General features: G+C 64.2%; 20 protein-coding genes and 1 tRNA gene. 15 read left to right on the forward strand and 6 right to left on the reverse strand.

Annotated elements, in window-relative coordinates; all coding sequences use genetic code 11:
* Nucleotides 1-162: 162 nt before the first annotated feature.
* The 10 genes from D0Z70_RS14055 to D0Z70_RS14100 all read left to right on the forward strand — a co-directional run bounded on the left by D0Z70_RS14055 (nt 163) and on the right by D0Z70_RS14100 (nt 11,689).
* The gene (locus D0Z70_RS14055; RefSeq protein ID WP_119747474.1) at nt 163-453 is read left to right on the forward strand and encodes a JAB domain-containing protein; all 291 of its coding nucleotides are present in this window, start codon (nt 163-165) and stop codon (nt 451-453) included.
* Between the two features lie 102 nt (nt 454-555).
* Nucleotides 556-632 (forward strand) — tRNA-Pro (locus tag D0Z70_RS14060).
* A gap of 285 nt (nt 633-917) precedes the next feature.
* Nucleotides 918-2,552 (forward strand): TldD/PmbA family protein, encoded by a 1,635-nt coding sequence (locus D0Z70_RS14065; protein WP_119747476.1) that lies wholly within the window; start codon nt 918-920, stop codon nt 2,550-2,552.
* Nucleotides 2,553-2,571: 19 nt separating this feature from the next.
* On the forward strand, nt 2,572-3,906 hold the full coding sequence (locus tag D0Z70_RS14070; protein ID WP_119747479.1) for a TldD/PmbA family protein: 1,335 nt from the start codon (nt 2,572-2,574) through the stop codon (nt 3,904-3,906).
* A 16-nt stretch (nt 3,907-3,922) separates the two neighbouring features.
* Nucleotides 3,923-4,618, forward strand: a complete 696-nt coding sequence (locus tag D0Z70_RS14075) for a DUF4159 domain-containing protein (RefSeq protein ID WP_119747481.1) — start codon at nt 3,923-3,925, stop codon at nt 4,616-4,618.
* Nucleotides 4,619-4,745: 127 nt separating this feature from the next.
* Nucleotides 4,746-5,735, forward strand: a complete 990-nt coding sequence (locus tag D0Z70_RS14080; RefSeq protein WP_119747483.1) for an AAA family ATPase — start codon at nt 4,746-4,748, stop codon at nt 5,733-5,735.
* Nucleotides 5,736-5,743: 8 nt separating this feature from the next.
* Entirely contained in the window at nt 5,744-6,637 is an 894-nt protein-coding gene (locus D0Z70_RS14085; protein WP_119747485.1) for a DUF58 domain-containing protein, read from the forward strand.
* Nucleotides 6,634-7,782 carry a BatA domain-containing protein gene (locus D0Z70_RS14090; RefSeq protein ID WP_119747487.1) on the forward strand — a complete coding sequence of 383 codons (1,149 nt, stop codon included), beginning with the start codon at nt 6,634-6,636 and terminating at the stop codon, nt 7,780-7,782. The genes D0Z70_RS14085 and D0Z70_RS14090 overlap by 4 nt, the downstream gene beginning before the upstream one ends.
* Nucleotides 7,779-9,902, forward strand: a complete 2,124-nt coding sequence (locus D0Z70_RS14095; RefSeq protein WP_119747489.1) for a DUF4175 family protein — start codon at nt 7,779-7,781, stop codon at nt 9,900-9,902. Before D0Z70_RS14090 ends, D0Z70_RS14095 begins: the two co-directional genes overlap by 4 nt.
* A complete protein-coding gene (locus tag D0Z70_RS14100) occupies nt 9,899-11,689 on the forward strand; it encodes a carboxypeptidase-like regulatory domain-containing protein (protein ID WP_119747491.1) in 1,791 nt (596 codons plus the stop codon). Before D0Z70_RS14095 ends, D0Z70_RS14100 begins: the two co-directional genes overlap by 4 nt.
* Here the strand turns inward: D0Z70_RS14100 and D0Z70_RS14105 are convergent.
* Nucleotides 11,674-12,123 carry a hypothetical protein gene (locus D0Z70_RS14105; RefSeq protein ID WP_119747493.1) on the reverse strand — a complete coding sequence of 150 codons (450 nt, stop codon included), beginning with the start codon at nt 12,121-12,123 and terminating at the stop codon, nt 11,674-11,676. The two genes, D0Z70_RS14100 and D0Z70_RS14105, sit on opposite strands and share 16 nt — an antisense overlap.
* A 134-nt stretch (nt 12,124-12,257) precedes the next feature.
* Here D0Z70_RS14105 and D0Z70_RS14110 point away from each other — a divergent pair, with 134 nt between their 5' ends.
* Nucleotides 12,258-12,929 (forward strand): spermidine synthase, encoded by a 672-nt coding sequence (locus D0Z70_RS14110; protein WP_119747495.1) that lies wholly within the window; start codon nt 12,258-12,260, stop codon nt 12,927-12,929.
* Between the two features lie 3 nt (nt 12,930-12,932).
* On the opposite strand, the gene D0Z70_RS14115 is transcribed toward D0Z70_RS14110, so the two are convergent.
* Nucleotides 12,933-13,694 (reverse strand): competence/damage-inducible protein A, encoded by a 762-nt coding sequence (locus tag D0Z70_RS14115; RefSeq protein WP_119747497.1) that lies wholly within the window; start codon nt 13,692-13,694, stop codon nt 12,933-12,935.
* A gap of 80 nt (nt 13,695-13,774) precedes the next feature.
* Between D0Z70_RS14115 and map the strand changes: the two genes are divergently transcribed.
* The 4 genes from map (at nt 13,775) to D0Z70_RS14135 (ending at nt 18,336) form a co-directional block, all read left to right on the forward strand.
* A complete protein-coding gene (gene map / locus D0Z70_RS14120) occupies nt 13,775-14,602 on the forward strand; it encodes a type I methionyl aminopeptidase (RefSeq protein ID WP_119747499.1) in 828 nt (275 codons plus the stop codon).
* A gap of 247 nt (nt 14,603-14,849) precedes the next feature.
* Nucleotides 14,850-15,188, forward strand: coding sequence for a P-II family nitrogen regulator (locus D0Z70_RS14125; protein ID WP_043151458.1), 339 nt, complete (start codon nt 14,850-14,852; stop codon nt 15,186-15,188).
* A gap of 97 nt (nt 15,189-15,285) precedes the next feature.
* On the forward strand, nt 15,286-16,698 hold the full coding sequence (glnA, locus tag D0Z70_RS14130; protein ID WP_119747501.1) for a type I glutamate--ammonia ligase: 1,413 nt from the start codon (nt 15,286-15,288) through the stop codon (nt 16,696-16,698).
* 159 nt (nt 16,699-16,857) lie between these two features.
* Nucleotides 16,858-18,336: a DUF2142 domain-containing protein gene (locus tag D0Z70_RS14135; RefSeq protein WP_119747503.1), complete on the forward strand. Its 1,479-nt coding sequence runs from the start codon at nt 16,858-16,860 to the stop codon at nt 18,334-18,336.
* Here the strand turns inward: D0Z70_RS14135 and D0Z70_RS14140 are convergent.
* From D0Z70_RS14140 to D0Z70_RS14155, 4 genes are read right to left on the reverse strand one after another with little or no spacing between them, the layout of a single operon-like run.
* Nucleotides 18,316-18,948, reverse strand: a complete 633-nt coding sequence (locus tag D0Z70_RS14140; protein WP_119747506.1) for a phosphatase PAP2 family protein — start codon at nt 18,946-18,948, stop codon at nt 18,316-18,318. The two genes, D0Z70_RS14135 and D0Z70_RS14140, sit on opposite strands and share 21 nt — an antisense overlap.
* Nucleotides 18,926-20,341 (reverse strand): dihydrolipoyl dehydrogenase, encoded by a 1,416-nt coding sequence (gene lpdA, locus D0Z70_RS14145; RefSeq protein WP_119747508.1) that lies wholly within the window; start codon nt 20,339-20,341, stop codon nt 18,926-18,928. The genes D0Z70_RS14140 and lpdA overlap by 23 nt, the downstream gene beginning before the upstream one ends.
* 22 nt (nt 20,342-20,363) lie before the next feature.
* Nucleotides 20,364-20,765, reverse strand: a complete 402-nt coding sequence (locus D0Z70_RS14150) for an acyl-CoA thioesterase (RefSeq protein ID WP_119747510.1) — start codon at nt 20,763-20,765, stop codon at nt 20,364-20,366.
* Nucleotides 20,765-22,078 carry a pyruvate dehydrogenase complex dihydrolipoamide acetyltransferase gene (locus tag D0Z70_RS14155; protein WP_119747512.1) on the reverse strand — a complete coding sequence of 438 codons (1,314 nt, stop codon included), beginning with the start codon at nt 22,076-22,078 and terminating at the stop codon, nt 20,765-20,767. Before D0Z70_RS14155 ends, D0Z70_RS14150 begins: the two co-directional genes overlap by 1 nt.
* Between the last annotated feature and the right edge of the window lie 26 nt (nt 22,079-22,104).

Consider the following 22,104-nt stretch of genomic DNA (forward strand, 5'->3'; position numbering starts at 1 on the left):
CGGGCATCCTGAACTGAAGGCTATGGATCACCGCCCGCTGTAGCCCAGCCATGGCCGCCCGCCAATGTCCCGTTCGTTCTGGACCATGTTGTCGGGCGTCCTTCACCATAATGGCGCGGCTTGCGCTGGCGACGCCAAACCGGCCTGGGTCACATTTCCTGCATGGCTGGACTGGACCTGCTCATCCTCGATCGCACCTGGCGTCCCCGCGACCGCGTGCCATTGGCGCACGACTGGCGTACCGTCATCGGCCAATTGCTGGCGCTGGAGGGGCGATGGCTGGCCATCCACCAACAGCGACCCGACGACACCCCCGCCCTGCCCCGCCCGGCCGACATCGCCCTGACCCGCGCCCTCACGCGGCGGCTGCGCCCGCTCGACATGCGGCTGGCCGACCATATGATAGAGGCCGGGGAAAGCCGGTTCAGCTTCCGCGCTGCCGGGCTTTTGTGAGGTGCAAAAAAAGCCGCTCTGGCCGCTTGCCAGCCTGAAAAGCCGTCTCTATAGGCTGCGGCCTGCCTTACGGGGTCGCCTCAAAGCGGCTTCGGCATCGGTCGGGGAATAGCTCAGCCTGGTAGAGCACTGTCTTCGGGAGGCAGGGGCCGGAGGTTCGAATCCTCTTTCCCCGACCAACTTTCTTTACAGCATCATGAACTGATCCACCCCTTCACGGGGAACGGCCATCCGCGCCGGATTTTGTTGCGTCCACGCAACGTCCGGCCTGTTCCGCGCTGGCCAGCAACTTTCGACAGATGTCATATGTCGAAAGCGCGCGGCCCCAAGTTGCGCAGTCGTAAAAGATGTTTGACCCGGCCCCGCCCTGCCGCGATGATCCCGCCCATCGGTACGGCCAACCGGCCGCATCCCAAGCACAATCCGACCCGCGTCGCGCGGGCATTTGCAGGTGGAGACGAACCTTGCACAGAAGAGATTTTCTGGCCTTTGGCACCATGGGCGTGGGCGGCCTGATCCTGCCGTCGATGTTCGGCAAGGTCATTGCGGCTGAGGAACTGAACAGCGTCATCGACGTCGCGGTCAAGAAGGCCTTGGCCGACGCAGCGATGAATGCCGCCAAGAGCGCCGGCGCAACCTATTGCGACGTGCGCGTCGGCCGCTACCTGCGCCAGTTCGTCATCACCCGCGAACGCAATGTGGAAAATATCGTCAACACCGAATCGACCGGCGTTGGCATCCGCGTGATCGCAGGCGGAGCCTGGGGCTTTGCCGCGACGAACGAGATGACCAAGGAAGCCGTGGCCAAGGCCGCGACCCAGGCGGTCGCCATTGCCAAGGCGAATGCACCGACCCAGTCTGCACCGGTGCAACTCGCCCCGGTCAAGGGCGCGGGCGAAGTCAGCTGGCGCACGCCGATCGTCAAGAACAGCATGACCGTGCCGATCAAGGACAAGGTCGACCTGCTGATGGGCGTCAACGCCGCCGCCATGGATGCAGGCGCGGACTTCATCCGCTCCATCCTGTTCCTGGTCAATGAGCAGAAATATTTTGCCAGCACCGATGGCAGCTATATCGACCAGGATGTCCACCGCATCTGGGCACCCATGGAGGTCACCGCCGTCGACAAGGCGACAGGCAAATTCCGCGTGCGCGAAGGCTTGTCCGCGCCGATGGGGCTGGGCTTTGAATATCTGGATGGCGCAGCGTCGGGCAAGACCGTGCTGCCCAACGGCGTCACCGTCTATGGCAACAGCTATGATATGAAGGAAGATGCGATCGCCGCCGCCAAACAGGCGCGTGCGAAGATCAAGGCACCGTCGGTCAAGCCGGGCAAATATGATCTGGTACTGGACCCGTCGCACACTTGGCTCACCATCCACGAATCGGTCGGCCATCCGCTCGAACTCGACCGGGTGCTGGGCTATGAAGCCAATTATGCTGGCACCAGCTTTGCCACGATGGACAAGCTGCAGGCCAATTTCCAATATGGCAGCGACAAGGTGAATATCGTCGCGGACAAGACCCAGCCCGGCAGCTTGGGCGCAGTCGCCTTCGATGATGAAGGCGTCAAGACCAAGAAGTGGGACCTGATCCGCAACGGCAAGCTGGTCGGCTATCAGGCGATCCGCGACCAGGCGCATATCGAGGGCAAGAGCGAGAGCGACGGCTGCTGCTATGCCGACAGCTGGTCCAACGTCCAGTTCCAGCGCATGGCCAATGTCAGCCTTGAACCCGGCAAGGCCAAGCAGAGCGTCGCCGACATGATCGCCAATGTCGAGGACGGCATCTACATCATCGGCGACGGCAGCTTCTCGATCGACCAGCAGCGCTACAACGCGCAATTTGGCGGACAGCTCTTCTACGAGATCAAGCAGGGCAAGATCACCCAACAGATCGAGGATGTGGCCTACCAGATCCGCACCCCGGAATTCTGGAACGCCTGCGCCAGGGTTTGCGACGCCAGCGACTATCGCCTGGGCGGCTCCTTCTTCGACGGCAAGGGCCAGCCTGCGCAGGTTTCTGCCGTGTCGCACGGCTCCAGCACTGCGCGCTTCAACGGCATCAACGTCATCAACACCGCCCGTTCGCTCGGTTGATCGGTCAGGGAGAGAAAATATGAGCATCCTTTCCGAAGCACAGGCCAAGGCGATCCTGACCAAGGTCGTGGGCTTTTCCAAGGCGGACGAATGTACCGCGCAACTGACCGGTTCGATCCGTGGCAATGTGCGCTTCGCCCGCAACGACGTGTCGACCGCAGGCATCACCGACAATATCGAACTGTCGGTGCAGGTCGCCTATGGCAAGCGGGTCGGCATCGCGACCATCAACCAGTTTGATGATGCCGCGCTGGAGCGCGTGGTGCGCCGGGCGGAGGAACTGGCGAAGCTGGCCCCGGAAAACCCGGAATTCATGCCCGCGGTCGAGAAGCAGACCTACAAGCCGACGCCCACATATAGCGCGGCTACCGCCGGCATCACCGCTGACTATCGCGCCAAGGTGGCGATCGATTCGATCGCGCCCTGCCGCGCCGAAAAGCTGATTGCGGCTGGCTATCTGGAGGATCAGGCCGGGTTCGTCGCCTTCATGAACAGCAAGGGCAATTACGGTTACCAGACCGGCACCAGTGCCGATTATACCTGCACCGTCCGCACCGAGGATGGCCGCGGGTCCGGCTGGGTCGGGCATAATGTGCAGGATGTCGCAACCTTCAACGCGGGTGAGGATATCCGCGTCGCCATGCGCAAGGCGAGTGCGTCAGCCGAAGCCAAGGCGCTGGAACCGGGTAAATATACCGTCATTCTGGAACCGGCGGCGGCCGCTGGCCTCATCCAGTTCATGTTCTTCTATTTCGATGCGCGATCGGCCGACGAAGGCCGCAGCTTCCTGTCGAAAAAGGGCGGCGGCAACAAGCTGGGCGAACAGGTGTTCGGGCCGCAGGTCAATTTCTTCGCCGACCCGGCCTATCCCGGAGCGGCTGTCTATCCGTGGGACGAAGAAGGCCTGCCGCGCGGAAAGATGCCGATCGTCGAAAATGGCAAGCTCGTGAACATGGAATATTCGCGCTACTGGTCGCAAAAGCAGGGCAAGCCCGCGATGGCGCAGCCGGGCAATCTGATCATGACCGGCGGCACCAAATCGACCGCCGATCTGGTCCGCACGACCGAGCGCGGCATATTGGTGTCACGCACCTGGTATATCCGCATGGTCGATCCGCAGACGGTGCTGCTGACCGGCCTGACCCGCGACGGCACTTTCTACATCGAAAATGGCCAGATCAAATATCCGATCAAGAATTTCCGCTTCAACGAATCCCCGGTCATCATGCTGAACAATGTCGAGGAACTGGGCAAACCCGTCCGGGTAAAGGGCGACGAGGCGGATGCGCCGATGGTCGTGCCGCCGATGAAGCTGCGCGACTTCACCTTCACGTCACTGTCGGACGCGGTGTAAGGCCTATGCGCGCGATATGACGCGAAGCGACTTTCTTCGGTTGATGGCGGGTGGTCTGGCCAGCGCAATGCTGGCCCGGCCGCTCGCCGCCGCCGGGGGCTATGATTTCTGGTTCACGCGGCTGCGCTACGACTCCGGCGACTGGGATGTCGACCAGCGGATGCCGTCCAACCTGATCACGTCGCTGATCGACTATACGACGTTGCGGGTGGACCCGAAGGAGCATGTCATTGCCCTGTCGGACCCCAAAATGCTGACTGCGCCCTTCTGTTATCTCGCGGGCCACAAGCTGGTCGAGTTTTCAGCCGCCGAGCGGCGCAATTTCGAGCGCTATGTCCGCAATGGCGGCTTCGTGCTGGTCGATGATTGCAACCACGATATTGACGGCCTGTTCGCCCGGTCGTTCGAGGCGCAGATGGGCAAGATTTTCGGGGCCAAGGCGCTGAAGCAACTGCCCAATGCCCACCCGCTCTACCGGTCCTTCTTCAAATTTGACGGCCCGCCCAATACCGGCCTGGAACTCAATGGCTGGGGCGACGATCTGGTTCATGACTATCTGAAAGGGATCGAGATCGAAGGGCGGCTGGGCGTGCTGTACAGCAACAAGGATTATGGCTGCGAATGGGACTATGACTGGCGCAACAAACGGTTCCTGGCCGAGGATAACACCAAATTCGGGGTCAATATCGTGATGTATGCGCTGTCGGTGTGATTTGTAGGCATTCGTCATCCCCGCGAAGGCGGGGTTCCATCTCCCACCCCATCCCGGCACGCAAAGTCAGGAGATGGATTCCCGCCTTCGCGGGAATGACGTTATTAATTGAGGTAACGGACTCGTTATGACCAGCATCACCGAAGCCGATATTCAGGGCCAGCTAGCCCGCCTTACCGAATTGCGGTCTGCAATCGGACAGGCGATCGTGGGACAGGGCGAGGTTGTCGAACAATTGCTGATCGGCCTGCTGGCGGGCGGCCATTGCCTGCTGGAGGGCGTGCCGGGGCTGGGCAAGACCTTGCTCGTCCGGTCGCTGGGTGAAGCGCTCAAGCTGGAGTTTCGCCGCGTCCAGTTCACGCCCGACCTGATGCCCAGCGACATTCTGGGCACCGAATTGCTGGAGGAGGACCATGGCACCGGCCATCGCAGCTTCCGTTTCCAGAAAGGGCCGGTATTCACCAATCTGCTGCTGGCCGACGAACTCAACCGTACCCCGCCCAAGACGCAGGCGGCGCTGCTGGAGGCGATGCAGGAAAAGACGGTCAGCTATGCGGGGGTGACGCACCAGCTGCCCGCCCCCTTCTTCGTGCTGGCGACGCAAAATCCGCTGGAGCAGGCGGGCACCTATCCCCTGCCCGAAGCGCAGCTCGACCGCTTCCTGCTCCACATCCGCGTCGATTATCCGACCGAGCAGGAGGAACAGGACATCCTTGCTCAGACGACGGGGGCGAAGGCAAACGTCGTCCCTGCCGTGATGCATGGCGAGGAGGTGCTGGCGTTGCAGGCCTGGGTGCGGCAGGTGCATTTCAGCGATGATCTGCTGCGCTGGGTCACGCACATGGTCCGCGCCAGCCGCCCCAGAGACAGCGCGCCAGACGAGATTCGCAAATATGTGAAATGGGGTGCGGGGCCGCGCGCCGGGCAGTCGCTGATCTTGGCGGCCAAGGCGCGCGCATTGCTGCACGGACGGCTGGCTGCCACGCGCAAGGATATCGTCGCGCTGGCCGCGCCGGTGATGCGCCACCGCCTGCTGCTGTCCTTCGCGGCGGAGGCGGAAGGACGCAGCGCCGACGATGTCGTGGCCGCCCTGCTCCGCGCCGTGCCGCTCAGCTGAGCTTGCGAGTGGTCGATCTCATTCCTCCGGACGTGCGCAGCAGGCTGAAAGGCCTGCGCCTCGTCACGCGCCGGGCGGTGGGGTCGCACGGCATTGGGCTGCACCAGAGCCACAGCCGGGGCGCGGGCCTGGAGTTCGCGCAATATCGCGCCTATGAGCGCGGCGACGAGCTGCGCCAGATCGACTGGAAGCTCTACGCCCGGTCGGACAAATTCTTCGTGCGGGAAGCCGAGCGGGAAAGTCCGGTTGCGGTGTGGATATTGATGGACGCCAGCGCCTCCATGACGCAGGCCGATGCTGCCCGCCCCGACTATCGCCGCTTCGACGCCGCCAAAGGGCTGGCCGCCTGCATCGCCGATCTGGCGATGCGGCAGGGCGACCGTTTTGGCTGGATGGCGCTAAGCGATCAGGGGCTGGCGCTGCTGCCGCCTGCCAGCGGCGCGCGCCAGCGGGACCGGCTGTTGCTGGACCTGATCGCGGTGGACGCGGTAGGCGGCTTTGCGCGGGAGGACCAGCTTGGCCCGCTGTGGGAGCGGATCGGCGCGCGCGATCTCGTCATCCTACTCAGCGACTGTTTCGATCCCGGCGCGGTCGAACTGGCAGAAAAACTGGCCGCAGCGGGGCGCGAAACGCTCGTGATCGAAATGCTGACCGTCGCCGAGCGCGATTTTCCATTCGATGGCGGCTATCGCTTCCGCGATCCTGAAACGGGCGAGGAGTTACTGGCGGACGGGGCCGCCTTGCGTAGCGAATTTCTGGCCCGTTTCGGCGCGGCGCGCGATGCGCTGCACAACCGGTTCGATGCTATGGGCATCCGTTACGCCACCCATGTGCTGGACCAGCCGATCGACCTGCCCCTGCGCCGCCTGTTCGGTGCGCATGAAGCGGCGGAATATTCATGACCCCAGCCCTGTTGCTGCCCGGCGCGCTGGCGGCGCTGCTGGCGCTCGTCATCCCGCTGGTCATCCATATCGCCCGGCGCAGCGAGCAGGTGCCGACCGATTTCGCCGCCTTGCGCTGGCTGCGGCAACGGCCCCGACCCCGATCGCGACTGCGCTTTGACGAACGGGTGTTGTTGTTGTTGCGCTTGGCGCTGCTTGCGCTGGTGGCCTTGTGGCTGGCGCATCCGGTGCTGTTCGGGGCGGGCGACCGCACGCCGGTCGTCGCGCTGGTGCCCGGTGTCGATCCGGCGCGCGCGCCGACTGGTGACGTCCGAACCGTCTGGCTGGCACCCAGCTTTCCAGCGATCGACCAGCCATCGCCGACCGGGGCGCTGCCGGTTGCCAGCCTGATCCGCCAGCTCGACGCTGACATTCCGGCAGGGGTTCCGCTGACCATCGTTACGCCGCAAGTGATTGAAGGCGCCGATGCCGACCGCCTGCGCCTCTCGCGCAAGCTGGATTGGCGCATCGTGCCGGGTGCCATGCCCGCGCCACGCAGCCAGCCTGTCGCCATGCCGTTGCTGTCAATCCGGCACGATGACCAGCATCGTGGCGGCGTCCGCTATCTGCGCGCCGCTGCGCTGGCATGGCAACCCGCCGGACGCGCGGCGGCTATCGACATTGGCGCGCTCGATGCGCCACTACCGGACCAGCGCCACCTCCTCATTTGGCTGGGCGGCGGTACGATGCCGGACGGTCTGACCCGGTGGATCGCGCAGGGTGGAACAGCGCTGGTCGCTTCGGACATGCTGGTCCCTGCGGACCAGCCGCGCGCCTCGATATGGCGTGATCCGCTTGGCGTGGCGTTGGTCGAGGCGATACCTTTGGGCCAAGGGCGGCTGTTGCGTTTCACCCGCCCATTGACCCCGGCGATGATGCCAGCCCTGTTGGAGGCGGACTTTCCGGCGCAGCTGCGCGCTGTGTTGGCACTCGCTCCGCCAGCGCCAGCGCGGGTTGCTGCCGTTGATTATGCTCCGCTGACCGGTGGTCGCGTCTATGACCAGCCGCCGCAGGATGTAAGCCCGTGGCTGGCCATGCTGATTGCGGCGCTGCTTATCGCCGAACGCTGGCTGGCGACCCGCCGCAACCGGGGGACCAGTCCATGAGCGCGGGGGATTTGCCCACGCGCTGGACGGCCCCTGCAAAACGCCGGGTGATGGCCGACAGTCTGGCGCTTGCCTTGCCGCTGATCATCGCCACTGCCGCGATCGGCTGGCGCTTGTTCGGCATTGTTGCTGCCGTCGTGATTGTCGTGATCGGTTCGGCGATCGCCCTGTTCTTCGCCCGCCATCGTGCAGCCCGCTACGATCAGCGCTGGCTGGTCCGTGCGCTGGATGCCATCCGGCCGGATTTGGAGGACAGCGCCGACCTGTTGTTCGCTGACCCGGCCATGCTCGGTCTACTCGAACGGCTCCAGCAGGCGCGTCTGGCGGACCGGATCGACGGCGACAGTCCGCAAAGCCTGCGCCCCGACTGGTCGCGCCGCCTGATCCTGATCCTGTGGATCGCCGGTTTGATCATGATCGGACTGGTGCTGTTCTGGCCTCGCCCCGGCCATGGTCCACCGACCCTGGCGCCCAGCACCGAAGCACTCCCCGCAACGCCCGGCATCCCGCGTCTGGTTGCCCAGAATCTGCGGATCATCCCGCCAGCCTATACCGGCCTGCCGCCGCGCGATTCAGCGTCGCTGGACGCCCGCGCGCCGGTGGGATCGCGGATCGAATGGACGTTGCGCTTCGATCCGCAGGCGACTGTCCCCGCGATCCAGCCGATCGGCGGCGCGCGGCTTGGCCTGCGCCGGGATGGCGCCAACTGGATTGCCAGCCGCACGCTCGACGCTTCCTTTCTCTATCGTGTCGATCCAGCCTCTGGCCGTGGCCCGACGCCGCCACTCCACCGGATCGACGCCATTGCCGATAGCCCGCCGCAGGTGAGAGCAATCAGCCCCGCCGCCAGCCTGACGATGGTAACGGCCGGTCAACGCAGCTGGACCCCGGTCTTTACCGCGACGGACGACTATGGCGTCGCCGCCACCGCCCGGCTGCGCATCACGCTGGCGCTGGGCGAAGGAGAAAATGTCACCTTCAGCGAGCGCGAGATCGCCCTGTCCGGCAGCGGTCCGGCGCGCGACCGGCGTTTTACCCCCCGGCTGGATTTCAGCGCTCTGGGCTTTGGCGCGGGCGGGGATATGGTGGTGCAGCTGATCGTACGGGACACGCGCCAGCCCGTCGCCAACGAAGTGCGCGGTCCCAGCCTGATCCTGCGCTGGCCATCGCCCAAACAGCCCGAAAGCAGCGGCCTTCAGGGCATGGTCAACACCACCCTGCCCGCCTATTTCCGCAGCCAGCGCCAGATCATTATCGACGCCGAAACGCTGATCAGGCAGAAGCGCGGCCTTGCCGCCGATCGCTATCTCACCCGTTCCGCCAGCATTGGCGGCGACCAGCAGATATTGCGCGGGCGCTACAGCCAGTTTCTGGGCGGCGAGGAGGAAGAAACGCCCGAATCGCCGACCGCAGATGGCGAGCAGCATAGCGATGATGACGGCCATGATCATGGCGGGCCGCCGCGCCAGAACGCACCCGGCTTTGGCGCGCCGGAGGATGTGCTGGCGGATTTCGGCCATCCGCATGACGATTCGCCCGCCTCCAGCCTCGATCCCGAAACCCGCGCGATCCTGAAACAGGCGGTCGATGAAATGTGGCAGTCCGAACTGCAATTGAAGCAGGGGCATCCCGATCTGGCGCTGCCCTTCGCCTATCGCGCGCTGCGCTTTATCAAGGAGGTGCAGCAGGCGACGCGGATATTCCTGTCGCGGGTCGGGCCGGAATTGCCGCCGATCGACGCCAGCCGCCGCATGACCGGCAAGCGGGAGGGGCTGTCGAGCCGGGTGCTGGCAATCGCGCCTGTCGAGGGACGCGATGGTCCCGCCGCCGCGGCCTGGCGGGCGCTGGGCGATGGGCCGGGTGCGATCCGGGGACCAATCGCGCTGGATGCGCTCGATCGCTGGCCGCGGGCGCAAGCCGCGCATTTGCCCGATCCGCTGGCGCTGTCCGGCGCGATCGACGCGGTGCGTCGCGACCCGGCCTGCCTGCCCTGTCGTGCGAAGCTGCGCGCCTTGCTGTGGACCGCCATGGCGCGGCCACCCGCCCACCTCGCCCGTCGCCGTCCGGCTGATGCTGGTGGTGCGCGCTATTTAGGCGCGATGGGAGGCGGTACGCCATGACCGCCGCATGGATCACCGCCATCCTGCTGGGCATGGCCGTGCTGCTGGCAAGCGTGCGGCTGGTCCTGTGGTATCGCAGCGCTGCCGCGCCATCGTTCAAGCGCCTGATCGCGCTGCTCTCGCTCCAGCCAATCTGTGCGGTGCTGCTGTTCCTGGCGCTATTCCCGCCTGCCGTGACGGTGGGTAACGCCACGCTGCGGATCGCGACCCAAGGAACGCCGCGCCTTGGCGCCATGGGTAGCCCACTCATCTTGCTGCCAGAAGCCCCGGACATTGGCGCTGGTGAGCATGTGCCGGACCTTGCGACCGCGTTGCGTCGGCATCCCGGCACCAGCGAGATCATCATATTGGGCAATGGCCTGACGCCCCGCGACATCGAAGCGGCCAAGACTGTTACCGTCCGCTTCGACCCGCCGCCGCAGCGTCCGGGGATCAGCCATATCGCTCCCCCTTCGATCGTTGCGCCGGGAAGCAGTTTCAGAGTTGGCGGCCAGCTAAGCGCCCTGCCCCGCGCCACCGTCGAGTTGCTGGACCCCGCGGGCCAGGTGACGGACAGCGTTCAGGCCGATGCCGATGGGCGCTTCGCGCTGACCGGCACGGCGCGCGCTGCCGGAGCCGTGCTGTTCACCCTGCGCGTGCGCGACGGGCGACGTACAGTCGAACAGGCCAGCGTGCCGGTACTGGTGGCCGACAGCCCCGCCCCCCGCCTGCTGATCCTCTCCGCCGCGCCCAATGCCGAAATCAAATATCTGCGCCGCTGGGCAAGTGATGCGGGCTTTGCCGTCACGACGCAGATGAGCGCGGGCGGCGGGATCGCGCTGGGTGATGCCCCGATCGCAATCGACGGCGCGACGCTGCGCCGGTTCGATGTCGCCATCATCGACGATCGGAGCTGGGCGGCGCGGCGCGGCGTGGTCATGGGCGCGGTGCGGGACGGGCTGGGCCTGATCCTGCGCGCCAGCGGGCCGATCGACGCGGCGACGCGCGGCCAGTGGCGGGCGCTGGGCTTTGGCTTGGCGGGCAAGGATGGTGTGGCACCGCTCGCTTTGCCCAAGGCTCTCCCACCCGCGATCGCCCGTACCCGTCAGGGCATCGGCAATGACGATGTGCCAGCCGACATTGCCCTGCCCGACGAGATGCTGCCGGAGATCAGCCGCCTTGGCCTGACGCCCGATGGCGGCGATGCCGTGCCGTTGCTGCGCGATGCGGGCGGCGCGACGCTGGCGGCGTGGCGGGCGGTTGGCACCGGGCGGGTTGCGCTGTTCACGGGGATCGACAGCTATGCGCTGACGTTGACGGGGTATCGGACGCTCTATGGCGACTGGTGGAGTGCGATGCTGGCGACTGTTGCGCGCCCCGCGCCCGGCATGACCCCGATCACCACCTCCGGCTGGGCAGACGAGCGCATGACCCCGTGCGGCTTGTCCGCTACGGCACAGGTCGAACGCCCGGATGGACGGCAGGCGAACCTGCTGCCCGTGGGCGGCTGCGGCGCTTTCTGGCCCGACAAGGCGGGTTGGCATCTGCTGCGCCAACCCGGAGATAGCCGGTCGACGCCTTTCTACGTACAGTCCGCTGATGCTCTGCCGGTCATGCGCGCAGCGCGAGATCGAGACGCCATGCTGATGCTGCGCCCGCCAGCACGGGACGACCGGGCGGCGACCGGCCAGCCAAGCCCCGGATCGTCCTGGCCCTTCGCGTTGGGCTGGCTGCTGGTCAGTGCGCTGCTGTGGTGGCTGGAGCGGGCGCGGATTGGGCGCGCAACTGTGCCTCAATCGGCGAAGTAGAAATCCCGCAGCGCCCGCGCATCATGCAGGGCGTTGTGCGGCACCCGGCTGTTGGCCGCCGCGCTAAAGCCCGCCGCGTTGATCAGTTCCAGCCGCAGACCGAAATCGACCCCGGCCATCAGCGCCGGTCCCTTGACCAGCAGGGCGCAGAAATGGGCCAGATCTTCCGGCCAGTCGGCGATGATCAGAGGATCGTCATCCCCCTCCAGATAGGCGGCGACATGATCGGCCGCATCCACCCGGTTGAGTTCCAGAAAAATGCCCGGCGGCACATGGCGCAGATAGGGGACGACATGCTGTGCCACCCATGGCTCGACATCGTCGGGCAGTGGGAGTGCCACATAAAATTCCTGGTCGCCATGTTCCGGCACCAGCGCGACGCTGATCAGCGCGCCGCCAAAGCCGTTAAATTCGGTGTCGAGAAAATAGCGCATGAAGAGAGGAACTGCCTGCCGTTCGATATGTCTGGCCATCGCGCGACGGCATCTGGCACATGCCTGTAGCATTTGCGCCGTGCTTGCCAAGCTGCCATGCGCGCCAGCGACGCATCATAAGGAAAGACGCCAGCATGACCCCGCGCGAATATCTTGGCTCTGCCGCCATTCCGGGCGGGGAGGAATTGAAGCTCTACCGCCGGGGTGGCGATTTCATGATCGTGCTGGATCGCAACGAATTGATGAGCAGCCGGATGAGCGGGTCGGAAAAGGCGCTGGCCGTCATGACGATCGAGCGGCTGGCGGGGCGCAAGGCACCGCATCTGCTGATCGGCGGCTATGGCATGGGCTTCACCCTGCGCGCGGCGCTGGCGATCTTGCCCGCGGACGCCCGAATCACGCTGGTCGAACTTGTGCCGGAGATCATCGCATGGGCGCGCGGGCCGATGGTCGAGCTGGCTGCCGGATGCCTGGACGATCCGCGGGTCGAACTGGTGATGGGTGATGTCGCGACGGCAATTGCGGACGGGCGTGGGAGTTATGACGCGATCCTGCTGGACGTGGATAATGGTCCCGACGGGCTGACCATGGCGGCCAATGACCGGCTCTATTCCGCGCAGGGTCTGGCGACGGCGCGCGATGCGCTGACCCCCGGCGGCATATTGGCGGTGTGGTCGGCGGGATCGGACGATGCCTTTACCCGCCGCCTGCGCAATGCCGCCTTTGCCGTCGATGAAGTGGTGGTCAAGGCGCGCGACAATGGCAAGGGGCCACGCCATGTCATATGGTTCGCGGCGAAACGCTGATCCTTAAATACCGTCCGGCACCACGGGCCAACCACCCTGTTCCAGCGCGGCACTGAGCGCTGCGACACACTGGTCTAGCGCACTGGCATCAGTCGAGCGCACCACGAAGTTGGCACCGGTGCGGCCTTCGCGGAAAAAGGGGTAGCTGCCGATCTGGCAGCCATCATGTGCACGTTCGGCGGCACCCAGCAGGTCTGCAATCTCGCTTTCCGCGACCCAGCAGCCGATGGTGGCGGAGAGGACTGGCAGCCCACCCTCCAGCGTTCCCGTAAGGCTATCGAGCATCCCGGCGGTGATGTGCGGCACGCCGGCCATGATGAAGATATTGCCATGGCGAATGCCCGGCGCGCCCGACATGCGGTTTTCGATCAGGCTGGCCCCGGCAGGCACCCGCGCCATGCGCAGTCGCGCGTCGGTCAGGCCACCGCGCGTTTCATAATAGCCCGCCAGCATTGCGCGTGCCTGTGGATGCACCTCCACCGCCACGCCCAGCGCCGCCGCGATCGCATCGACCGTGATGTCGTCATGGGTCGGACCAATGCCGCCGGTGGTGAACAGATAATCGTTGCGCGAGCGCAGGATGTTGACCGACTCGATGATCGCGTCACTGTCATCCGCCACCACACGCACTTCGCGCAGGCGGATGCCCTGGACGTTCAGCCAGGTCGCAATCTGGCTGACATTCTTGTCCTGGGTGCGACCAGAAAGGATTTCGTCGCCGATCACGATCAGCGCTGCGGTCCAGATGCGGGTGGGATCGGCCATGGCGCGTCCATAGCCTGCCCTGTCCGCCCTGCCTAGCCGCCCCTCTCGCATTATGGCGCATCTGCCCCTATAGTCATGCCATGACCGAATATATGACGATGACGGCCGATGCGCCGATTTCCCGTTCGTCCGCGATCAAACTGTATGACGCGGCCGGTTTTGAAGGTATGCGCCGCGCCGGTCGGCTGGCGGCGGAGATACTCGACGCGCTGGTGCCGCATGTCGTGCCGGGCGTGACGACGGGCGAACTGGACGACATTGTGCGGCGCATGACGCTGGATGGTGGCGGCGTGCCTGCGACCCTGGGCTATCGCGGCTATACCCATAGCTGCTGCACATCGATCAACAATGTCATCTGCCATGGCATTCCCGGCGACTATCGGCTGAAGGACGGCGACATCGTCAATATCGACGTCACCCCGCTGGTCGATGGCTGGCATGGCGATACCAGCCGGATGTTCATCGCGGGCGACGCGCCGATCAAGGCGCGGCGGCTGGTCGAGGTGACCTATGAGTGCCTGATGCTGGGCATCGAGCAGGCGAAACCGGGCAACCATCTGGGCGACATCGGTCATGTGATCCAGCGGCACGCCGAGAAGCACCGCTATGGTGTGGTCCGCGATTTTTGCGGCCATGGGCTGGGTCGGGTATTCCATGACAGCCCGGAGGTCGTGCATATCGGCCGCCCCGGCACTGGTCCCGAACTCAAGCCCGGCATGTTCTTCACGATCGAGCCGATGATCAATATCGGCAAGCCCGGCGTCAAGATGATGGACGATGGCTGGACCGCGGTAACGCGCGACCGCACCTTGTCCGCCCAGTTCGAACACAGCATCGGCATCACCGAAACCGGGTGCGAGATTTTCACCAAAAGCCCTGCCGGACTGGACGCGCCGCCCTATAGCTGAGCGCGCGCCATGCCCTGCTTAAAAAACGGGCAGTTTGGCACGGAAATGCCCTGAATCCGGGCAATATGGACAAAGATTGCTGCATCGCCGAAAGCATGTTCTAGCGATTCGCCATTTGGCACGGTAATTGGATATCAAGAGGGACGGCGCTTGGCCTTTGGGGGGACATGACGATCGTCACTTGAGGAGAGAGGGATGCGGGTCGCGCCCGCATTCTGTCGTGCGTCATGGGTTGGGATTACAAGTGATGAAAAAGATAGAAGCGATCATCAAGCCGTTCAAGCTGGACGAGGTGAAGGAAGCGCTCCACGAAGTGGGCGTGTCGGGCATTACCGTGACCGAGGCCAAGGGTTTTGGCCGGCAGAAGGGCCATACCGAACTCTATCGCGGCGCTGAATATGTCGTCGATTTCCTGCCCAAGGTGAAGCTGGAAGTCGTTGTTGATGATGCGCTGGCGGACCGTGTGGTCGAGGCGATCTGCGCTGCTGCGCAGACCGGGCGCATCGGCGACGGCAAGATCTTCATTTCCAACGTCGAGGGCGCCGTGCGGATTCGTACCGGCGAGCGGGACAGCGACGCGATCTGAACTCACGCAAATTCTCGTCACCCCGGCATCGGGGCGACGGAACAACGGGCATCCATCTACCCCTTCGGGGGGGTAACAACGAGAAGGGCAAGCGCACATGGCCAATACGCCAAAAGACATTCTCAAGATGATCGAAGAAAAGGAGATCGAGTGGGTCGATGTCCGTTTTACCGATCCCAAGGGCACCTGGCATCACCTGACGATGTGCGCGAACGTCATTGGCGAAGATGAACTGACCGACGGCCTGATGTTCGACGGCTCCTCGATCGAGGGCTGGAAGGAAATCAACGAATCGGACATGATTCTGAAGCCCGATCTGGACGCGGTGTTCTTCGACCCGTTCAGCGCGACGCCGATGATGATCCTGGTGTGCGACATTGTGGAACCCGAAGATGGTTCGCTTTATTCGCGCGATCCGCGTTCGACCGCCAAGCGCGCCGAAATGTTCCTCCAGTCGACCGGCCTTGGCGACACCGTCTATATCGGCCCGGAACCTGAATTCTTCATGTTCGACAGCGTCGAATTCGACAACACCTACAATGGCAGCTTCTACAAGCTGGATGATGTCGAGCTGCCGACCAACACCGGCACGAAATATGATGGCGGCAATATGGGCCATCGCCCGCGCGCCAAGGGCGGCTATTTCCCGGTCGGCCCGGTCGATGTGACCACGGACATCCGCGCCGAAATGGTGACCACGCTGATGGAAATGGGCCTGCCCATGGACAAGCATCACCATGAAGTCGCGGGCAGCCAGCACGAACTGGGCCTGACCTTTGGCAAGCTGGTCGAAACCTGCGACCGCATCCAGGTCTACAAATATGTCGTGAAGATGGTGGCCCAGGCCTATGGCAAGACCGCGACCTTCATGCCCAAGCCGATCAAGGCCGACAATGGTTCGGGTATGCACACGCATATTTCGATCTGGAGCAAGGGGCAGAACACGTTTGCCGGTGACGGCTATGCCGGTCTGTCCGACACCTGCCTCTATTTCATCGGCGGCGTGATCAAGCACGCCAAGGCGCTCAACGCCTTCACCAACCCGACCACCAACAGCTACAAGCGTCTGGTGCCGGGCTTTGAAGCCCCCGTGCTGCTCGCCTATTCGGCGCGCAACCGGTCGGCTTCGTGCCGTATCCCCTACGGTGCCGGCACCAAGGCGAAGCGCGTCGAATTCCGCTTCCCCGATCCGCTTGCCAACTCCTACCTTGCCACATCGGCACTGCTGATGGCAGGCATCGACGGGATCGAAAACAAGATTCATCCGGGCGAAGCCATGGACAAGAATCTGTACGACCTGCCGCCGGTGGAACTGGCCAAGGTGCCGACCGTGTGCGGATCGCTCCGCGAAGCGCTCGAAAGCCTGGAAAAGGATCAGGACTTCCTGCTCAAGGGCGGCGTGTTCACCAAGGACCAGATCGACGCATACATGGAACTGAAGTGGCCCGAAGTGTATCGTTGGGAAATGGCGCCTTCGCCGGTCGAATTCGACATGTATTATAGCGGCTGATCTTTTTCGGCTCTGTACAATCGAAAGGCCCGGTCGCTCCCAAGCGACCGGGCCTTTTCCGTTGCAGTCATGATCGGGCAAAATCTATTTACAGGCGCGAAATGTTAAGGGCTGGCGGCCTATGGTCCGGCGGGAACGAACCAGAAGCACAGGGCGGTAATGCGGAACGAGCGGATCGGGATGGCGCGGGCGACGGGGGGCGATATGCTGTTCGCCGCGCCATGGTCTGCGCTCGAACGGCTGCTGCTGGCGGCGATCTGCGTCGCGACGTTGTTCTTTGCGCTGGTGACGCCACCTTTTCAGGCGCCGGACGAAAACCAGCATTATATGAAGGCGCTGCTGCTGTCCGAAGGCGGCGTGCTGACAACGCAGCGGGGCGAGGCGATCGGGGCGCAATTGCCCCGCGCGGCGATCGACCTTCATGGCATCGATTTCCCGACCGATGTGCCTGCCACTGTGCGCCGGTTCGACACCGCAATGCTGGCGCACAGCTGGAAAGCGGATTCTTCGCGGCCCGGCACCGTCTTTGCCGAATTCCCCAATGTCGCCAGCTATGCGCCGACGCTTTATGCACCGGGCGCGGCGGGCCTGCTGATCGGCGATGCGCTGGGTCTGCCGCGGCTGGGCAGTTTCTATATCGGGCGGATCGTCAATGCGCTGGTCGCGCTGGCCCTGCTGATCGCGGCGCTGCGACTGCTGCCTTTTGGCCGGATGGCAATGCTGGGCGTCGCGCTGCTGCCGACCTTTGCCTATCAGATCGGCTCGCTCTCGCCCGATGCGGTGATCAACGGCATGGGCTTTCTGGGGCTGGCACTGGCGCTGCGCGTCGGCTTCATGGGGCAGGCTTCGGCGGGACTGTTCCTGGCCGCACCGTTGCTGGCGTTAGCCAAGGGCGTCTATCTGCCGTTGATGGCGGCGGGTCTGCGCTGGCCGCAGCATCGGCGCGATAGGCGACCGTGGCTGATCCTGGGTGCGATGGCGCTGGGTGCGGCGGTTTTCATAGGCTGGATGAAATTTTCGGGCGGCAGTCAGGCGCTCTACCATATCATGTCCCGTAAGACCGGCGAGAGCGTGTTGACCGCGCCGCTGGCCGACCAACTGGCGGTGATCCTGAACGATCCGGTGGGTTATGGCCACATCCTGACGTCCAGCGTGATCGAGCGGGCGCCGGTCTATGCGCTCCAGATCGTCGGGCGCTTTGGCTGGAACGCGATCCTGCTGCCGTTGGCTGCCTATCCGCTGGCAGCCGTGATGCTGGCAGCGGCAGTCCTGAGCGGAGCGGAAGCGCGCTTTGGTATGGCCCAGCGGCTCTGGTGGCTGGCGGTTGCGGGTGGGGTCGCGCTGCTGATCGAAACCGCCATGTATCTGACCGGCACGCCGCCGGGCGCGGATTTCATCCAGGGGACGCAGGGGCGCTATTTCCTGCCTGTCCTGCCGCTGGTGCTGCTGGCGCTCCCACCAGACCGGGCCGTGCGCGGCGCACGGACAGTGCTTGCCACCTCAGCGCTGCTCCTCCTGCTAATCGCGATGGCCAGCGCTTATGACAGTTTCTGGGTCCATGGCTTCATCACCAGCGACGGGATGCCGCCGCATGACAGCCTGACGCAGGCGTTGCTGCTACCCTCGCCGCGCTGGTAGCCAGACGCGGCACAAAGCAAGCCAACCCAGCCCTTCGATCCATCCGGCAGTGACATCGCTCGGCCAATGCACGCCCAGCCAGACACGGCTAATCCCGATCAGCGCGATCATCACGCCCGCCGCCCAATAGGCGCTGTGCCGTCCCGCCAGCATCGCCAGCGCGCCGAACATCATCATATTGCCCGCTGCATGACCGCTGGGAAAGCTGTAGCTGTGGACGATGTCGAGATGCGGCAGCAAGTCGGGGCGCGGCGCGGCGAATATCTGCTTGAGGATCAGGTTCAGCGCAGTCCCGCCTGCCATCATCAGCGCCAGCCAGAGCGCGTCGGCGCGGCGGTGCCACAACAGCAGCGCCGGCAGGACCAGCGCCAAAATCGCAAGTCTGCCGATCGTGTCGCCGATCGCCGTTGCCAGCCGCATCAGTAGCGTGAGTTGCTGGCCGATCCCGCTATCGCGCGCCGCCCCGGCCCAGCCCATCAGCCCGACATTCAGGCCATCCAACCACCCCGCCCGCTGCATCAGAGCAACGCCCAAGACGCAAAAAAGCGCGAGAGCCAAAGCCCCCGCGCCTTTCCATACTGTCCAGCGATCAGATATGGAGCGCACGGCCATAGGCCGCCAGCACGCTTTCATGCATCGATTCCGAAATGGTCGGATGCGGGAATACCGTGTGCATCAATTCCGCCTCGGTCGTCTCCAGCGTCTTGCCGATCGTATAGCCCTGGATCATTTCGGTCACTTCCGCGCCGATCATGTGTGCGCCCAGCAATTCGCCCGTCTTGGCGTCGAACACGGTCTTGGTGAAGCCTTCGGATTCGCCCAGCGCGATCGCCTTGCCATTGCCGATGAAGGGGAACATGCCGACCTTCACGTCGTAACCGGCTTCCTTCGCCTTGGCTTCGGTCAGGCCGACGCTGGCAATTTGCGGGTGGCAGTAAGTGCAGCCGGGAATGTTGCGCACGTCCATCGCGTGGGGATGGACATCCGTGTTGCCCAGCGCCTGCGCGATCGCCTCGGCGACGATGACGCCTTCATGGCTCGCCTTGTGGGCCAGCCATGGCGGCGCGGTGACGTCGCCGATCGCCCAGAAGCCGTCGACATTGGTGCGGCCATAGGCATCGGTCTTGATATGGTAGCGCTGGTCCGGCTCGATCCCAACATCTTCCAGACCCAGATTTTCGACATTGGGGACGATGCCGATGGCGACGATGACATGGCTATATTCAGCCTCGATCGCCTTGCCTGCCTTGTCCTTGATGGTCGCGGTCACGCCCTTGTCGCCGGTCGCGATCTTCTCGATCTTCGCGCCGGTCAGCACGGTCATGCCCTGCTTCTTGACCGCCTTTTCAAGGAAGGCGGACACGTCTGCATCCTCGACCGGGACGATGCGGTCCATCATCTCGACCACGGTCACGTCAGCGCCCATGTCATTATAGAAGCTGGCAAATTCGATGCCGATCGCGCCGGAGCCGATGACGAGCAGCTTGGTCGGCATTTCCGGCGGCGTCATCGCGTGGCGATAGGTCCACACCCGCTTGCCGTCAGCCTTGAGCTGCGGCAGGTCGCGCGCGCGCGCGCCGGTGGCGATGATAATATGCTTGGCGGTCAGTTCCTCGACCTTGCCGTCCTTGGTGACGGTCAGCTTGCCTTTGCCGGTCAGCTTGCCGTCGCCCATATGGACGCTGATCTTGTTCTTCTTCATCAGGCCGGTAACGCCCTGATTAAGCTGCTTGGCCACGCCGCGCGATCGTTTCACCACCGCTTCGATGTCAGCGGTGATATTGTCCGCCGCCAGGCCATAATCCTTGGCGTGCTGCATATAGTGGAAAATCTCGGCCGACCGCAGCAGCGCCTTGGTCGGGATGCAGCCCCAGTTGAGGCAGATGCCGCCCAGGTTTTCGCGCTCGACAATGGCAGTTTTCAAGCCAAGCTGCGCGGCGCGGATCGCGGCGACATAGCCGCCGGGGCCGGAGCCAAGGACGATGAGATCGTAGGTATCAGCCATGGGTCACACTCGCTTCTTATGATTAGGCTTCCGCAATCGGCGGAACGGAACGGGGCTGGCGATCCTCTCCGATCGCCACGAAGGTAAAGGTCGCCTGGGTCACGCGATAGGAACGGTCGTCATGACGGGCGCGTCGCCAGGCTTCGACCATGATCTTCATCGACGTGGAGCCGACCGACGCCAGGCTGGCGAACACCGACACTTCATCGCCGACAATGACCGGGCGCAGGAACGTCATCCCCTCGACCGCGATCGTCACCGCCCTGCCTTTTGAATGACGGGCGGCGACTGATCCAGCTGCCGAATCCATCAGGCTCATCAACCAGCCGCCGAAAATATCCCCATGGGGATTGGTATCGGCGGGCATGGCGATGACGCGCACCGCCGGACTATATTCCGGCGGCTGCTCGTCGATCAGCGCCATCAGGCCAGCATACCGATCGGGTTTTCGATCAGTTCCTTGAACGCCTTCATCAGCCGCGCGCCATCGGCACCGTCAATGGCGCGATGGTCGAAGCTGCCGGTCGCCGACATGACGGTGGCGATCTGGAGGCTGTCGTCGATGACATAGGGCCGCTTTTCGCCCGCACCGATCGCCATGATCATGGCCTGGGGCGGATTGATGACCGCCTCAAACTGCTTGATGCCGAACATGCCCATGTTGGAGAGCGACGCGGTGCCGCCCTGATATTCATTGGGCGACAATTTGCCCGCCTTGGCGCGATCGGCCAGATCCTTCATCTCGGTCGAGATGGCAGCGACGCCCTTGGCATCTGCGCCGGTCACGATCGGGGTGATCAGGCCGCCAGGGATCGACACCGCGACGCTGATGTCCGCGCGCTTGAATTGCAGCATCTGGTCGCCCGCAAACTGGACGTTGCATTCGGGGACTTCGATCAGCGCGACACCCAGCGCCTTGATCAGCAGGTCGTTGACCGAAAGCTTGACCTTGCGGCTGGCGAGACCCGCATTCAATTCGCTACGCAGCTTGAGCAACCTGTCGAGCTGAATGTCGACGGTCAGGTAGATGTGCGGCACCTGTTGCTTGGATTCGGTCAGGCGGCGCGCGATCGTCTTGCGCATACCGCTCAATTTGACGACGTCGTGCGGAATGCCGAAATCCTGCGCGCCGCTGGCGGCGGCGGGTGCCGGGGCTGCTGCGGGTGCCTTGGCAGCGGGAGCCGCGACAGGCGCAGGCGCAGGTGCTGCGGCTGGGGCGGCGACGCCTTCCTTTGCACCGTCCAGGTCGCCCTTGACGATGCGTCCGTTGGGACCGGTGCCGGAAACAGCGGCCAGATCAATGCCCTTGGCCTGCGCCAGACGGCGGGCGAGCGGGCTAGCCTTGACGCGGGCGTCGGTTGAGGCTGGCGCAGCAGGGACTGCGTCTGCCTTCGGCGCGGCAGCGGCGGGGGCTGCGGCCTCTGCCTTGGCGGGAACGGCGTCGGCCTTGGGCGCGGGCTTGCCGCCACTGGCGGCGGCGGTCGCAACATCTTCGCCCTCTTCAGCGATGATGGCGATGACGGTGCCGACCTTCACGCCTTCGGAGCCTTCGGACACCAATATCTTGGCGACGATGCCTTCATCGACCGCTTCAAATTCCATCGTCGCCTTGTCGGTTTCGATTTCCGCCAGCAGATCGCCGGACGATACCGTATCCCCTTCCTTGACCAGCCATTTGGCCAGCGTCCCTTCCTCCATGGTCGGGGACAAAGCGGGCATCTGGATCGTCTTGCTCATGCGTTCGGGGCCTCTTCTTATCTGTA

This window comes from Sphingobium terrigena, assembly GCF_003591655.1.
In the GTDB taxonomy this organism is placed as follows: Bacteria; Pseudomonadota; Alphaproteobacteria; order Sphingomonadales; family Sphingomonadaceae; genus Sphingobium; species Sphingobium terrigena.